Source organism: Paraburkholderia sp. 32, from assembly GCF_050435345.1.
Lineage (GTDB): Bacteria > Pseudomonadota > Gammaproteobacteria > Burkholderiales > Burkholderiaceae > Paraburkholderia > Paraburkholderia tuberum.
This window is the reverse complement of sequence record NZ_JBNDKD010000001.1, coordinates 2,682,800-2,697,978: the sequence shown is the minus strand read 5'-3', so window position 1 is coordinate 2,697,978 and position 15,179 is coordinate 2,682,800. Positions and strand designations below refer to the sequence as shown.

The 15,179-nt window shown below is 61.1% G+C and carries 10 protein-coding genes, 1 rRNA gene and 1 pseudogene; 8 read left to right on the top strand and 4 right to left on the bottom strand.

Annotated features, from left to right (window positions below):
* Positions 1–103 precede the first annotated feature (103 nt).
* A 5S ribosomal RNA gene (gene rrf / locus OKW26_RS12515) occupies positions 104–217 on the top strand.
* A 72-nt stretch (positions 218–289) separates the two neighbouring features.
* On the opposite strand, the gene OKW26_RS12510 is transcribed toward rrf, so the two are convergent.
* Genes OKW26_RS12510 through OKW26_RS12500 form a run of 3 tightly spaced genes read right to left on the bottom strand, consistent with a single transcriptional unit; the run spans position 290 to position 4,849 of the window.
* Positions 290–1,495 (bottom strand): lipocalin-like domain-containing protein, encoded by a 1,206-nt coding sequence (locus tag OKW26_RS12510; RefSeq protein WP_429354228.1) that lies wholly within the window; start codon positions 1,493–1,495, stop codon positions 290–292.
* Positions 1,496–1,548: 53 nt separating this feature from the next.
* Positions 1,549–4,128: an FtsX-like permease family protein gene (locus OKW26_RS12505; protein ID WP_429353806.1), complete on the bottom strand. Its 2,580-nt coding sequence runs from the start codon at positions 4,126–4,128 to the stop codon at positions 1,549–1,551.
* Complete coding sequence (locus OKW26_RS12500) at positions 4,118–4,849, bottom strand: ABC transporter ATP-binding protein (RefSeq protein ID WP_429353805.1); 732 nt, start codon at positions 4,847–4,849, stop codon at positions 4,118–4,120. Before OKW26_RS12500 ends, OKW26_RS12505 begins: the two co-directional genes overlap by 11 nt.
* 687 nt (positions 4,850–5,536) lie before the next feature.
* On the opposite strand from OKW26_RS12500, the gene OKW26_RS12495 reads away from it, so the two are divergent.
* The 7 genes from OKW26_RS12495 to OKW26_RS12465 all read left to right on the top strand — a co-directional run bounded on the left by OKW26_RS12495 (position 5,537) and on the right by OKW26_RS12465 (position 13,904).
* Positions 5,537–7,093, top strand: coding sequence for an NADH-quinone oxidoreductase subunit M (locus tag OKW26_RS12495; RefSeq protein WP_429353804.1), 1,557 nt, complete (start codon positions 5,537–5,539; stop codon positions 7,091–7,093).
* Between the two features lie 391 nt (positions 7,094–7,484).
* A complete protein-coding gene (gene cyoA, locus OKW26_RS12490) occupies positions 7,485–8,375 on the top strand; it encodes a ubiquinol oxidase subunit II (protein WP_184060279.1) in 891 nt (296 codons plus the stop codon).
* Between the two features lie 3 nt (positions 8,376–8,378).
* Positions 8,379–10,400, top strand: coding sequence for a cytochrome o ubiquinol oxidase subunit I (cyoB, locus tag OKW26_RS12485; RefSeq protein WP_429353803.1), 2,022 nt, complete (start codon positions 8,379–8,381; stop codon positions 10,398–10,400).
* Complete coding sequence (cyoC, locus tag OKW26_RS12480; protein WP_018425052.1) at positions 10,400–11,005, top strand: cytochrome o ubiquinol oxidase subunit III; 606 nt, start codon at positions 10,400–10,402, stop codon at positions 11,003–11,005. The genes cyoB and cyoC overlap by 1 nt, the downstream gene beginning before the upstream one ends.
* Positions 11,006–11,347, top strand: coding sequence for a cytochrome o ubiquinol oxidase subunit IV (gene cyoD / locus OKW26_RS12475; RefSeq protein ID WP_090805900.1), 342 nt, complete (start codon positions 11,006–11,008; stop codon positions 11,345–11,347).
* A 703-nt stretch (positions 11,348–12,050) separates the two neighbouring features.
* On the top strand, positions 12,051–12,455 hold the full coding sequence (locus tag OKW26_RS12470; RefSeq protein ID WP_429353802.1) for a hypothetical protein: 405 nt from the start codon (positions 12,051–12,053) through the stop codon (positions 12,453–12,455).
* Positions 12,456–13,607: 1,152 nt separating this feature from the next.
* Positions 13,608–13,904: a hypothetical protein gene (locus tag OKW26_RS12465; protein ID WP_429353801.1), complete on the top strand. Its 297-nt coding sequence runs from the start codon at positions 13,608–13,610 to the stop codon at positions 13,902–13,904.
* Between the two features lie 111 nt (positions 13,905–14,015).
* On the opposite strand, the pseudogene OKW26_RS12460 reads toward OKW26_RS12465, so the two are convergent.
* Positions 14,016–15,107, bottom strand: a pseudogene (locus OKW26_RS12460) (ISL3 family transposase); the annotation flags it as partial.
* Between the last annotated feature and the right edge of the window lie 72 nt (positions 15,108–15,179).

The window sequence follows — 15,179 nt, the reverse complement described above, 5'->3', positions numbered from 1 at the left end:
CAGAAACAACACAACCCTCCCCACTCGAATCCTTTACGCTTCTTCCCGATTGGCTGTGGCGCAACCGGTTGACTCCAGCCCTGCGACGCAGCAACCCGTCATGCCTGATGACCATAGCGAGTCGGTCCCACCCCTTCCCATCCCGAACAGGACCGTGAAACGACTCCACGCCGATGATAGTGCGGATTGCCCGTGTGAAAGTAGGTAATCGTCAGGCTCCCCCCCAGTCAGAAACCCCACCCGCCGCGGTGGGGTTTTTGCGTTTACGCGGCCAACTTTGCGCGCTTCACTACTTTCCGATCCGCAACGCATCCGCGTAACCCGTCAGTTCCAGATAGGCTCGCCCTACATCCGCATTCTGTTGACTCACCCGTACCGCGCCTTCCCAATACACGGCACCGGTCGACTGTCGTGAGTCGAGTTCCTGATCGTCCATCAGCGGATCGAGTTGCCATGTCAGCGTTCCCGCTCTAACCGTCACCGAGACCGGATACGAAGTATTCGTGTGCGGCGAGCGCCACATGCGACGCGGCGTGAAGTCGACTTCACCGGGGTTGAAATTCGTTACCTGACCATCGGGTCTGCGAAGCGTCGCGTGGGCCCATATTGCATGTCCGTCGCGGTTGCGGATCTTGAATGCCATTAGCGCCGAGCCGTCCGTCAAATTGGCGCCGAGCCAATCCCATCCGACCGCATTGGCGTCGAGCAACGTGCTCGACCACTCGTGATCGAGCCATGCGGTCCCCGTCACTGCTGCATCGCGCATCGTGTCGTTTTCACCTCCGGCTGGGCGCACCACAGTGCCCGTCACGCGGAGTTGCGGTTCGCTGTAGTAATAGCTCGCCTGTTCGGGCCGCGGTCCTTTGCGCGAGTAGCCGCGCTCGCCCTGAATCAGCGGAGGCTGCGTTGGCGTGAGTTGGAGGTGTAGCGAGAATCCACTTGCATCGGCGGTGACGTCGTAGTGGCCGTCCGCGGCGCGAATCATTTTCCAGGCGTCGAGTTTGACGTCGGTGTTGGCGGTCTTCGCGTAGGCGAGCCCGAGACCCTGCCGAGCGATGCGTTGATCGTGAACGAGGTGTCCGATGGCCGGATCGCTCAGCGCAGCGTGCGCGATGATCAGTTGCGACGGGGCGAAATCGCTGGGATCGGCGGCATCGTGACCAGTCGCCGTACGGAAGAACGTGATCTGGAATCCGAGCGGTCGGTTGTCGGGCGTCGTGAGCCAGCCTGTCGCGTACCACCATTCGGTGCGGAAAGCCGGATGAGCACCGCTGTCCCGCGGAAACGAGATCGGATGGTCTGGCGTGACTGCCGCGAAGGCGACCGGGGTGGATCCAGTGGAGTCGCTACTAGCGGCGAAAGAGGGCGACACAGCGGCTATGCCAATCCAAAGTAGCCCTCGGAAAAAAAGCTGAAGGCGCCGCGGAGGTGACCCGCCGTGTCGGCGCGCGATGCACGTCGCGCAGCCATCAAGCGCAGAGCAAAGCTCGCGCATGGCCGCGCTATCCCAGATCAACCGAATTTTCCACGCACGCCGCGCAACTGGCATCACCAGTCCTCCTTCACCGCGCGCACTGCATCCACCGACACCGCGCCGCGTCCCGCGACCACCGCCGTCGTACACGACAGCACCAGCATTACCAACGCGACTGTGCCCAGCACGAACCACGGTACATGCAGCGACATGCTCCAGTGAAACGACTGCGGATTGACGACGAACACGAGAATCAGGCTGATCGCGAAACCAAGCGCGAAACCGAGCGCAATGCCGCATGCGGTGAGCAGACCGCCCTCCGAAGCGAGGATCGCGAGAATCTGCGCGCGCGTCACCCCGACGTGGCGCAACATCCCGAACTCACGGGCGCGCGCGAGCGTCTGCGCGGAAAACGTCGCTGCGACGCCGAACAATCCGATCACGATCGCCACCGCCTCGAGCAGATACGTGACCGCGAAACTGCGATCGAAGATCACCAGCGTGCGCGCACGGATCTCGCCCGGTTGCGACACCTCGAGCGAAGCGCCGAACGGCAACGCCTTCAAACTTGCGACGACGCGTTCGACGGTCACGCCCGGCTCGACGGTCAAGGCGACATCGGTTGCGGTGGAGTCGCCGGTCAGCCGCCGATAATCGGCAAGCCGTATCTGGATCGCGCCGCTCTGCCGCGCGTAGTCGCGCCAGACGCCGGCTACGACGAACGTCTGGCCATGCTCGCCGAGCGACAACCGCACACGTTGACCTAGCTCATACCCATACAGGTCGATCATTGCTTCGGAGACCCAAATAGGTATGTCGCCGGCCCGAAGCGCGGACGGCGGCAGCACCGCGCCGGTCATCTGCAGAGTCGCGCCCGGATCGGTCGCGTCGATTTCGCGGGCGAGCAGCGCGACGTCCGGGCGCGCGGGATCGAGCGTCAGATGCGTGATGCGCGCGAACGCGGCGTTGCCGATGCCGGGCACCCTCGCGATGCGCGTCTGTTCGTCGGGCCGCAAGCCGCCACTGTCGCCGCTATTGCCGCCCGACGCTACGCGCACATACAGATCGGCGGACAGCAGATGCGTGATCCAGTCGTCGACAGACACGCGGAAGCTGGCCACCATGATCGCCATCGCGACGATCAGCGCAAAGCTCGACAGCACGCCGCCCATCGCGATCGACGCCTGCCCCGGCGCATTCGCGAGACGCGCAATCGCGAGGGTGCCCGTCGCGGCCGCGCGGCGTCGCGTGCCGCGCGCGCGGCCTGCCGCGCCGAATATCAGCGCGGTCACGCGCGGCATCAGCGCAATGCCGCCGACGAGCAGCAACGCGACCGCCAGATAACCGGCGATCGGCGCATCGAACCACGGCGGCACGCGCGTCAGCGCGGCGGCCGCCAGCAAACAGCCGAACGCCGGCCACGGCGTGGCGAGCCGCGCCAATGCGCTTTCCTCGGCACCGGCCTTGAGTGCCGGGGCAGGCCGTGCGCGCGCCGCGTCGATAGCGGGCGCGACGCTGCCCAACACCGACACCGCGACCCCGAGCGCGAGAAACACCGCGCTCGCGAGCGGCTCGAAGCCGACTCGCGGTTGCACCCCCGGAAAATAGCCGCCGCCGAGATCGCTGCCGAAGAAGCGCAGCGCACTGCTGGCCATCGCGTAGCCGAGCGCAAGTCCACACAACGAGCCGAGCAAGCCGAGCAGCGCGCCTTCAAGCAGGATCTGCCGCAATAGCTGAGCTCGCGTGAGCCCGAGCACGCGCAGCATCGCGAATTGCGATCGGCGTCGCACGACACCGAGTGCCTGAGTCGAAAACACGAGGAACGCGCCCGTGAACAGCGCGACCAGCGCGAGCACGTTCATGTTGATCCGGTAAGCACGCGACAGGCGATCGGTGCGGCTCTCGGTGTCGCGCGTCTCGGCGACTACCCATGTGCTGCCGAGCTGCTGTTGCAGATCGCGTTTGAAGCGTCGCCGATCGACGCCGCGTGCGAGTTGCACGTCAACGCGCGTCAGCTTGCCCACCTTGCCGAATCGCCATTGCGCGGCGGCGATGTCCATCACCGCGAGCCGCTGACCCGGCCGCGTGCGCACGAGCCCACCCGCGACGCGCAGATGCAGATCCGACGTACCGCGGCGTAGCGTGACGTCGTCGCCGGTCTTGACGTTCAGCCATTGCTGCGCGGCCGTCGACAGAAATATCGCATCGGAGGCGAGCGTGTCGAACGGGCGATCAGGCGAGGGCACGCCGATCAGATCGGGTGTGATCGACCTCGCCTTGAAGACGTCGATGCCGAGAACGGGCAGTGCGCCGGTGCGGCCCGGCACCGCGACGTCGAGCGCGAGCACGGGACTCGCCAGCACCACGCCCGGTTCGTTGGCGAGTCGCGGATAGAGGGACTCGTCGACGAAAGGCTGCGCGCCGCGCACCTGCAGATCCGCTTCGCCTGACAGACTGCGCGCGGCCGCCGAGAATTCGTTGAAGGCGGCGCTGTTGATCAATTGCACCGCGTAGCCGAGCGCGACGCCTAGCGCGATCGTCGCGATGGCGACGAGTGCGCGTGCGCGATGACTGCGCCATTCCGCGACCATCAGCCAGCGCGCGAGAACACGATATCCCGGCGCGCGCGGCAGTGGACGAAGGTCAACGGCCATCGTGGGTCGAGCGGGCCGCGGCGTGCGCGACGTTCGCGGCCTTGTCGCGCGCGCCATGCAAGTCGCCGTCGCTCAGGATCAACACGCGGTCCGCCACGGCGGCCGCGGCCTCGGAATGCGTGACCATGATCGTCGCCGCGCCGGTCGCCTTGCTTTGCGCGCGGAACAGGCCGAGCACGTCGCGCGCGGTGGCGGGGTCGAGGTTGCCGGTCGGTTCGTCGGCGAGAAGCAGCGTCGGACGATGCACGAGTGCGCGTGCAATAGCTACACGCTGCAATTCGCCGCCGGAGAGATCGCGCGGAAAGTCGTCGCCGCGTCCGCCGAGGCCGACCGCCGCGAGCATGTCGAGCGCGGCGGCCGTCGGTAGATCATTGAGCAGCAGTGGCAGCGCGACGTTCTGCGCGAGCGTCAGATGCGGCAGCACGTGAAACGCCTGGAACACGAAGCCGAGCTTCTGGCGCCGCAGTCGCGTCGCGGCGTTGTCGTCGAGTTGTTCGACCGGGCGTCCGTCGATTAGCACGCTGCCGCTATCGGCGCGGTCGAGCCCGGCGATCAGGTTGAGCAATGTCGACTTGCCGACGCCCGAGTCGCCCATGATCGCGACGAACTCGCCCGCAGCGAGTGTGAAGTCGAGCCGCGCGAGCACGATGCGGCCGGTGCCGTACCGCTTGCTGAGGCCGCGGCATTCGAGTGCGGGTACGACGTCGTCACGAAGCGCCATGCGAGGAGGTCCGGAAAAGGAGTCGGGCGAGGGGAGCCCGCTGCGCGAATTGAGTGTGCCTCGCCGCGCGAGTTTCTGCAGCAGTTACCATGGCGCGGCGCCGGTCCGTGTAAGGAAAACGGAAGATTCGTGCGCCTGGAGTGGAACATTTTCAGCGCACCTTGATCGAGGCGCGCGGCACCGCTGGCGACCTCCTCGTCGGTCGGTTTAGACCGCTCGTACAAAAATTTTTTTATCGCCGACGAGGCAAATTTTTGTTTGGTTGCCGCTCGTCCGCGGCCGTCAAAAAGCATTCGACAGCACGATCCGTTCCAGTCGAACCAGCCCCATAAACAGCGAATGTCTAACAGCGGCCAACCTCCGGCTAATTGCCAGCTTTTGCTGCCAAACTGCCAAGGCCTAACGACGCATTTGTAACAATGTGCAAGTGCACATTTCGATCCATTTTGCAAGCGCCCACGTCGCAACAATGTATTGTGGCGCGGATTTCGCGGCTGTTGCGATGCAAAATTATTCTTATCTTGGTAATCTCCCACCCTTGGTCAGTCGGCTGCGGGTAAACGTGTAGCGGGAAACCGCTCCACGCGTCAATTTCAGCGAACTCCAACTTACATTTCCATTTCAATGTCTGCTTGTTTCAAGGGGGCGTTGACGCGGCGTTTTGTACTTCAAGTTTTGACAGAGCACATGCCATTGCCTCTCCTAAGTCTTCTCATCTGGATCCCCATCGTCGCCGGGTTCGTGGTTCTGCGCGCCGGGTCGGACGCGGCGCGTAATCGCACGCGCTGGCTCGCGCTGATCGGCGCGGTGGCGGGTTTCTTGCCGGTGATCCCGCTCGTGACGAGTTTCCGTAACGACGTGACCTCGATGCAGTTCGTCGAGAACGTCCGCTGGTCGCCGACGTTCGATATCGCATGGCATGTGGGAATCGACGGGATTTCGCTGTGGCTCGTCGCGCTGACCGCGCTGACGACGATCATCATCGTGATCGCATCGTGGGAGTCGATCACGCAGCGCACCGCGCAGTACTTCGGCGCGTTCCTGATGCTGTCGGGCTTCATGCAGGGTGTGTTCACGTCCCTCGACGGCATGATGTTCTTCATTGCGTTCGAGGCGACGCTGATCCCGCTGTATCTGCTGATCGGCACCTACGGTCACAAGAACCGCGCGTACGCGGCGGTGAAGTTCTTCTTCGTGTCGTTCCTCGGCTCGCTGATGATGCTGATGTCGCTGCTCTACCTGTATAGCCAGACGCACAGCTTCGACCTCGCCGTGTGGCGCGAAGCGCACCTCGACATGGTGCCGCAGGCGCTGATCTTCCTCGGCTTCCTTGCCGCGTTCGGCGTGAAGGTGCCGATGTGGCCGCTGCACACGTGGCTGCCCGACGTGCACCTCGACGGCCCGACGGGCGCCGCGGTGATGATCGGCATGCTGAAGATCGGCGGTTACGGTCTGCTGCGTTTCGCGCTGCCGATCGCGCCGCAAGCGAGCCATTTCTTCGCGCCGATGATGATCACGCTGTCGCTCGTCGCGGTGATCTATTCGAGCCTGCTCGCACTCGTGCAGACCGACATGCGCCGCCTGCTCGCGTATTCGACGGTCGCGCATATGGGCCTCGTCACGCTCGGTCTGTTCGTCTTCAACCGCTTCGGCCAGTCCGGCGCAATCGTGCAGATGATCTCGTACGGCGTGGTGTCCGGCGCGATGCTGTTGTGCACCGGCATGCTCTACGACCGCACGAAATCCGCGTCGATCGCCGAATACGGCGGCGTCGCCAACACGATGCCGCGCTTTGCCGCTTTCGTGATGCTGTTCTCGATGGCCAACATCGGTCTGCCGGGCACGTCGGGTTTCGTCGGCGAATTCATGGTGCTGATGGGCGCGATCCGCTTCAACTTCTGGATCGGTGCGATCGCCGCGACCACCCTGATTCTGAGCGCGGCCTACACGCTGTGGATGTACAAGCGCGTGATCTTCGGTGCGATTGCCAACGCGCGCGTGGCGAAGCTGAAGGACCTCGGCAAGCGCGAGTTCGCGCTGCTCGGTGCGTTGGCGCTGCTGGTGCTCGCGATCGGTCTCGACCCGAAGCCGTTCACCGATGCGATCGATCCGTCGGTCGCCACGCTGCTCGCGCAATCGGAACGCTCGGCGCTGCCTTCGGACTCCGTGCCGACGGAGGGCGGCGAGCATCTGCAGGCAGCGGCGCCCGGACCGGCTCCCGTCGCCACGCAGACTCCGGGTTGAAAGAACAGAGCGCAAGAGTCGTTGTCGCATCCGCGCGTCAGGATGCGGCGACGCTCTTGCGCTTTTGCGCGTCGTTATCAATCCCTTTGTGAATGCATGCGTGTTGCAGTACGTCGAAAACCGCTGCGCGTCCAGCGATTTTTAGCGCTTATTTCAGGGGACTTTTGCGATGCGTCAGCTTTTCGATGCTTCGTTTCGAAGCGTCGCAAACGACGCTGGTGAATAGGGTGCGCGGGGAGATGCGGCAACGTGTCGCACTGCGTCGCGACGCAATAGTTCGTTGCTAAATCGAGTGTTTATTAGCATCCGATGCCCCCCTATTATGCGAGCGCTTATTAATGGAGAGCCGTCGAATGACGTTCGTTGAAGTCAAAAAAACGAGGCAGTGGATATGAAAGGACGGACGCTGAGAAGGCCGGCAAGTTTCATTTCCGCCAGCCTCATGTTGCTGCTTTCGGGTTGCAGCAACCTCGATATTCTGAATCCGAAGGGGAGTGTGGGACTCGCGGAGCGTGATCTGATCGCGACTTCGGTGTGGGCCATGCTGATCGTCGTGGTGCCGGTGATTCTGATGACACTGTTTTTCGCGTGGCGTTACCGCGCATCGAACAGGAACGCCGACTACCAGCCAGGGTGGACGCATTCCACCGCGGTTGAAGTCGTCGTCTGGACGATTCCGACTTTGATCATTCTGTTCCTCGCAGTGTTGACGTGGCGGACGACGCATGAGCTCGATCCGTATCGCCCGCTCGAATCGCAGGTCAAGCCGATCAACGTCGAAGTCGTCGCGCTCGATTGGAAGTGGCTCTTCATCTATCCGGACCTCGGCATCGCGTCGGTGAACCAGCTCGCGATCCCGGTCGGCACGCCGGTGAACTTCCGGATCACGTCGGACACGGTGATGAACTCGTTCTTCATCCCGCAGCTGGGCGGCCAGATCTACGCGATGGCGGGCATGCAGACGCGCCTGCACCTGATCGCCGATCACGCCGGCGACTACGCGGGCACCTCGGCAAACTTCAGCGGCAAGGGCTTCTCGGACATGAAGTTCCGCACGCTCGCCAGCTCTCCTGAAGACTTCAACGCGTGGGTCGCCAAGGTTCGCGCTTCGTCGGATCGTCTCGACATGGACCGCTATCACGCGGTGTCCGAGCCGAGCGAAAAGGACCCGGTGCGGTACTTTTCGACGGTCGATCCGAAGCTGTTCAACAACATCATCGCCCGCTACAACAACGGCAACGTCCTCGACAACAAGGACGCTAACTGTGCGCCTAAGGGGTAACGCATGTTCGGAAAACTAACGCTCGATGCGATCCCGTATCACGAGCCAATCATCGTTACGGCGGGCGCGGGGATGATTCTCGCTGCGCTGGCCGTGCTCGGCGCAATCACGTATTTCGGCAAATGGCGCTACTTGTGGGCCGAATGGTTGACCTCGGTCGACCACAAGAAGATCGGTGTCATGTATATCGTCATTGCCTTCATCATGCTGCTGCGCGGCTTCGCCGACGCGATCATGATGCGTATGCAACTGGCGCTGTCGTACCTGGCCCCGGGCTTTTTGCCGCCGCATCACTACGACCAGATCTTCACCGCGCACGGCGTCATCATGATCTTCTTCATGGCGATGGCGTTCATGGTCGGTCTGATGAACCTCATCGTGCCCCTGCAGATCGGCGCACGCGACGTCGCGTTCCCGTTCATCAACTCGCTGAGCTTCTGGATGACGGCAATCAGCGCGATCCTGATCAATATCTCGCTGGTGATCGGTGAATTCGCGCAGACGGGCTGGCTCGCTTATCCGCCGCTGTCCGAATTGCAGTTCAGCCCCGGCGTCGGCGTCGACTACTACCTGTGGAGCTTGCAGCTCTCCGGTATCGGCACGTTGCTGACCGGGGTGAACTTCTTCGTGACCATCGTGAAGATGCGCGCGCCGGGCATGTCGTTCATGAAGATGCCGGTGTTCACGTGGACCGCGCTGTGCACCAACGTGCTGATCATGGCGTCGTTCCCGATCCTGACCGTCACGCTCGCGCTGCTCGGTCTGGACCGTTACCTCGGCATGCACTTCTTCACGAACGATGCCGGCGGCAACGCGATGCTGTACCTGAACCTGATCTGGGCATGGGGTCACCCCGAGGTGTACATCCTGATCCTGCCGGCGTTCGGTATCTTCTCGGAAGTCGTCGCGACCTTCGCTAAAAAGCCGCTGTTCGGCTACAAGACGATGGTGTGGGCGACCTGCGCGATCATGGTGCTGTCGTTCCTCGTGTGGTTGCACCACTTCTTCACGATGGGTTCCGGCGCGGACGTCAATGCGTTCTTCGGTATCGCGACGATGATCATCTCGATCCCGACTGGCGTCAAAGTGTTCAACTGGCTGTTCACGATCTACAAGGGCCGTCTGCAATTCACGACGCCGGTTTTGTGGACGATCGGCTTCATCATCACTTTCACGATCGGCGGTATGACCGGCGTGATGATGGCGATTCCGGGCGCGGACTTCATGCTGCACAACAGCCTGTTCCTGATCGCTCACTTCCATAACGTAATTATCGGTGGCGTGCTGTTCGGCTATCTGGCCGGCTTCAACTACTGGTTCCCGAAGGCGTTCGGCTTCAAGCTGAACGAGAAGCTCGGCAAGGCCGCGTTCTGGTTCTGGCAGATCGGCTTCTGGGTTGCGTTCACGCCGCTGTACGTGCTCGGCTTCATGGGCATGACGCGTCGTCTGAACCACTACGACAACCCGACCTGGCATCCGTGGCTGATCGCCGCCGCGTTCGGCGCGGTGCTGATCGCGATCGGTATCGCTTGCCAACTGCTGCAACTGGTCGTCAGCATCCGCGATCGCAACCTGAAGGAAAACCGCGACCTCACGGGCGATCCGTGGGACGGTCATACGCTGGAATGGGCGACGAGTTCGCCGCCGCCGGCTTATAACTTCGCGCACATCCCGGACGTCCGCTCGCTCGACGCGTTCACCGAAATGAAGTCGCGCAAGGGCGGTGTGAAAGTGCCGGCGTATCGCGACATTCACATGCCGTCGAATACGTCCGCGGGTCTGTTGGTGGGTCTGTTCTCGCTGGTGCTCGGTTTTGCCGGTGTGTGGCACATCTGGTGGCTTGCGATCGTTGGCGCGGTCGGCGCGATCGCCACCGTGATCATCTACAGCTTCATGGACAACGACGGCTATTACATTCCTGCCGACACTGTTGCGCTGATTGAAGAGAATCGCAACGGCGGTGCTGGTGCCGTGGCCGGTGTCGGCGCAAGCGCCGGCAAGCAGGTCGCGCTGGAGGTGGACTGATGTTACAGAAGACAATTGCGGTTGAGCCGCAACTCGCGCCGGACCATGTGCCGTCGCACTCGGTGTTCGGTTTCTGGCTGTACCTGATGACCGACTGCATCATCTTCGCGGCGCTGTTCGCGGTGTTCGCGGTGATGAGCCACCAGTTCGCGGGCGGTCCGAGCGGCAAGGACCTGTTCGAGATTCCGGGCGTCGCACTTGAAACGACGATGCTGCTGCTCTCGAGTATCACGTACGGCTTCGCGATGCTCGGCGCGCACAAGAACCGCAAGGGCGTGCTGCTCGGCTGGCTCGGCGTGACGTTCCTGCTGGGCCTCGCGTTCCTCGTGCTGGAAATGCGCGAGTTCTCGCACCTGATCGCCGAAGGCGCGGGTCCGAGCCGCAGCGCGTTCCTGTCGTCGTTCTTCACGCTGGTCGGCACGCACGGCCTGCACGTGACGTTCGGCCTGATCTGGATGGTCGTGCTGGCGCTGCAGGTGATGCGTCATCGCGACCTGACCGAACGCGACATGATCCGTCTGACGTGCCTGAGCCTTTTCTGGCACTTCCTCGACGTCGTGTGGATCGGCGTTTTCACCTTTGTCTATCTTGCGAGCGTGATCTAAATGGATCATAGTCATAGCGCCCATGGCGCACACTCGGAAGGCGGTCACGGCAGCTTCGGCAGCTATACGGCGGGCTTCGTGCTCTCCGTCATTCTGACCGTCGCGGCCTTCGCGATCGTGATGACCGGCACGTTGACGGGCCAGAGCGCGTTGCTCGCGATCGCGGGTCTGGCGTTCGTGCAGATCCTCGTGCATCTGGTGTTCTTCCTGCACATGAACACGTCGTCGTCGCAGCGCTGGAATGTGACGGCGTTTGCGTTCACGGTGCTGACCGCTGTTATCGTGGTTGGCGGGACGTTGTGGGTGTTGCATAACGTCAGCATGAATATGATGTCGCGCTAAGCGGATAACGCTTTAGCGTCAAAAGAGAAGCCCCGTAAGAATGAAAGTTCTTGCGGGGCTTTTGTCATGTACGCCTGGAATCGGCGCATTCCCGCTGGTGCAAGTCTCGCCATACGCTGGTCACGGCGGACGAAGCGAAGCGCAACCGCAGGAGGGTGACCGAGTGACGAAACCCGACGTGGAGCGTGAATCGCGAGACGATGAGCAAAGACCGTATGGAAGGCGATGTCCAGCGGAGCGAGCAAGTACGAAATCGCGGAGCTTTAGTGAGCAGGGCGAAATGGCTCGCCTCATGCCTGAAAGGGCAGGGGCTTCGAGCCGGGGCGAGAACTCGGCAGATACCGTAGTGTGCCCTGAGCAGCGCGTTTGTTCAGGACGGTTCAAGTCCCTCTCGCGCCCGGATGAGGGAGTGCCACACCCTACAGCGGAGGGTAATACCTGGCTGGCCGAAGGCGGACCTTTCGCTTCCAACTCGTGGTACCTCCGGAGGTCGGGGGTACCCGTTGCGACCGCATGCCGACTCGACGGTCAGAAAAGACATGATCGATCTGATCCGCGACCTTGGCGCGGCATGATTCGGGTGTCGGCACAGCCTGGTTACATCACATACGTCCACGGGCTATCGGCGCGGGGGACATGACGGCAGTTGGCACGCGATAGCATCGGAATACCGCATAACCCGGAAACTCAACGTGCAGTTAAGATGAAGCCAATTCAATTTGAAACATTGGCAGGTTGGAACAAGGAGGATATTCCAATGACGTCTCTACTTGACTGGTTCGCGGCGGCAAGGTGGCGCATGTCCCTGTCTCACTGTCTGGAAGGGTTGCTGGTGCAGACACCGGTTGGGCTACTGTTCGACTTCCGAATTGGAGCCCTTGCCGTAATCGTCTGGTATTGGTCGCGCAAAAAACTCGAGTGTGAACTCGAAACCTTGGATAAGGAAGAATTGCTTGCTTTCGAGTCGCACGCTTACACCTGGGCGATTGGCTGGCTCCCATGGCACTGGGACGCCTACAAAGTACTAGATCTGTTGCTGCCGGCGCTGTCCGCGATGCTGATCGCCATGGCCACGCATGGTTACAGAGGACCTGTTTCGCTGTTTTAGGTGCGGGTCCTATATGTATTGTTGAGAAAGAAATTCGTGCCGAAAGAAGAAGCTATTGCGGTGTACTGGACGTCGGGCGAGGGTACCTGCCATAAGCCATTGAAACAGAGGCGGTGACGCTGTCCTGCGCGTGCCGAAATCGGGACGGCTTTGAGTGTGCATGTCGATTCGTGCGCACATGCAACTGCGGGCACCCAACGAAAGCCGCCACGCCGGCGTGTCTCGATCGCATTCCTGTAGCTCTTCTCTGCGTGAAGTGCATTTGATCGCGACCTCGTCTTGCCATGTCTTGACGCGCACGCGCAGAACGAAACCAACGACAACTGGGGCTAACGCTGTGGTTTAATTGTATTCGTGCCTGCGCCTCCAGGGGCCAACTCGCCGATGGAGTCCACGCGGGAAACTCAGTCGAGGTCAAGCGCGAACATCGGCACGGGCACCTCCCAATTACTCCGGCGCGAATAAGCACTGGATGATCATCAAGGTAACGCACGTGGGATCGGATACGCAGATCGTCGCTCCACGAGTGGAAACCGGCCTCGAGGTAAGCCGAATCGATCGCGCTGGCGCAAACGATCGACGTCCTCTGCAAACAGTGCGAGAGACGCGATCAACCACCGAGAGTGCGGCGAGCGTGGCGGACGCGCTGGCGTTGTCGTTCAACACGATAGCCGGTCGCGGTAGGTCGCGCAGTTGCGAATGCCAGCGTTACGGTGAGCAATGTGAACTGCGACAAGGGTGCCGCTGGGCCAATCATGAAATGCGTTGCATCGCAGTTGCGCGATCGCGCACAACTCGTGATAATTTTTATATCAAACTAATGCCTGACAGATAGGCTGAAGAACTGCTTTGGCAAAGATGCAACAACGGGGGCAATGCGAGCAGGCCCCCCGATCGTCGAGACATCTGTGATGACGTCTCGACTGCGCCGCACGTCTATCGTATGGATGGCGAACGAACGAATCGGATCGAAACAGGTGTTGCGCTTCAGATTTGAGGCCGCTAACCTATTTTAACAATTGTCCCAATTGACCTATTTTCGCTTCATTTGAGCATGACCAAACGTTTGCGGTGCTGGCTTGTTTTACGGAAATTCAGGTGCCATGTTGAAAAATAAACTTTGCACTTTGCGAACTACTGCATTGATCTTCAGTGGAACAGCCTGCCAGTGGCTACCGGCAAAGTTGCACAGTTGAAGATGCAGATATTTGCGACGCAGGCAAGAAGAAATTTTTTACCGCTCACGCGAGGGCGGCGATCGATTGGGATCGTAACAACTGGAAATTTTCCGCCTGTTGTGAAGACGCGACTCTTACAGAAATATTCGTCAATTGTAATGGTGCGAAAGAATCTTCCTGCGCTAATATTCTGCCGGCGCTTACAAGCTTGCCATTTCGTCTCTTTCAGTACGTCTCTTCGCTCAGCACTATCCGTGTTGCGCTGGATTGAATGTTCCCGTGTCGTCGCTAGAGGACGGTGAAAGGATCGGCGCTGCAAGAGCGGACGTTCCGACCTCAAAGTGGGTCTTCGCGGAAAAGAGTGATGAAAAATCTCCATTTTTCAGATTCGAGGCAGCATGCAAGTGAGGATCTTCAGGCGCAGATACTGCTCATCTCGCAATCCGTACGCGCGTCGTTGGATGACCCGAATCTTGTTATTGAGTCCCTCAACGAAGCCGAGCGGCACCTTGTTTTCTGGCTTGCAATAGGAAGCAATCCCCTCCCAATGACGCTCGACCATCGCGGCAAACTTCTCATAGGGCTTCAAACGCTGCCACCTCAGGCTGGATTTCCAGTTCTCGAAGAAGCGACGTGCCCAGCCTTCGCGCTCGTAGTCCCACAACTGCCCGAACGACTCCTTGAGCAGGTACGCGGTATTCAGCCGTCGGTTCGCTGCGAGAAGCGTCTTCAACGAGTTCCTGCCTTCCATCGACAGGTTTTCGCGATGACTAAGCAGAACGTACTTCTGGCCTTTGATGTAGCGCCGCTGCTCGCCTTGCAGGCGAGCGTATTCGCTCTTGCGCACTTCATCCAGGGCTTCGTTGAGCTGCTTTATGACGTGGAATTTGTCGTACAGGATGGCCGCATGCGGCACGCGTTCCTGCGCGACGTTGTAAAACGGCCGCCACATGTCCATCACGACAAGCCGGATGCCGCGGGCCTTTTTCTCGCCCAGCCAGTCATAGAACTGATGCATGCTGGCCTCCTTTCGATCTTCGCCACCGAACCAGATCGCACGGCCCCGTATCAGGTCGCTCACAACAATGCGGTACGTCTGTCCCCTGCCAATCGAAATCTCGTCGATGCCGATGACCTTCGGCCCAGGCGTGCCGAACCGCTCCAGTTGCGCCCGCATGTACTGCATCTCGAGGTCCTTGACCGTGTGCCAGTGCAATCGCAGTTCGTCGGCCACGTCCTTGATCGTGCTCTCGCGACAGCGACGACCGACGTACCACGCGAAGCGCTTCGTGTAGTGAGGGTTGTCCGCCAGAAAGCTCAGTCGTTCGCCTTTCACGCTGCCATCGCATCGACAGCGGACCCGACGAGCTTCGAGTTCCAGGTAAATCCGTACGTCGCCGTTCGGCAGATCTCGAACGCGACGCACCGTGCGATCGTGGATCGAGCACCGTCGACCACATCCCTTGCAGGCCGTTTTTTTGAGCGCCGAACCAGCGTGACTACGCGTGCCATGCGATCACCGAAGACACCGCGCAGCGCTTCGCAA

What these genes read in the sequence shown, in the direction of transcription:
- cyoD (WP_090805900.1), top strand. Translation starts at nt 11,006, where the DNA reads ATGGATCATAGTCATAGCGCCCATGGCGCACACTCGGAAGGCGGTCAC.
- OKW26_RS12510 (WP_429354228.1), bottom strand. Translation starts at nt 1,495, where the DNA reads ATGCGCGAGCTTTGCTCTGCGCTTGATGGCTGCGCGACGTGCATCGCG.
- OKW26_RS12495 (WP_429353804.1), top strand. Translation starts at nt 5,537, where the DNA reads ATGCCATTGCCTCTCCTAAGTCTTCTCATCTGGATCCCCATCGTCGCC.
- OKW26_RS12470 (WP_429353802.1), top strand. Translation starts at nt 12,051, where the DNA reads ATGAAGCCAATTCAATTTGAAACATTGGCAGGTTGGAACAAGGAGGAT.
- OKW26_RS12500 (WP_429353805.1), bottom strand. Translation starts at nt 4,849, where the DNA reads ATGGCGCTTCGTGACGACGTCGTACCCGCACTCGAATGCCGCGGCCTC.
- cyoB (WP_429353803.1), top strand. Translation starts at nt 8,379, where the DNA reads ATGTTCGGAAAACTAACGCTCGATGCGATCCCGTATCACGAGCCAATC.
- OKW26_RS12505 (WP_429353806.1), bottom strand. Translation starts at nt 4,128, where the DNA reads ATGGCCGTTGACCTTCGTCCACTGCCGCGCGCGCCGGGATATCGTGTT.
- cyoA (WP_184060279.1), top strand. Translation starts at nt 7,485, where the DNA reads ATGAAAGGACGGACGCTGAGAAGGCCGGCAAGTTTCATTTCCGCCAGC.
- cyoC (WP_018425052.1), top strand. Translation starts at nt 10,400, where the DNA reads ATGTTACAGAAGACAATTGCGGTTGAGCCGCAACTCGCGCCGGACCAT.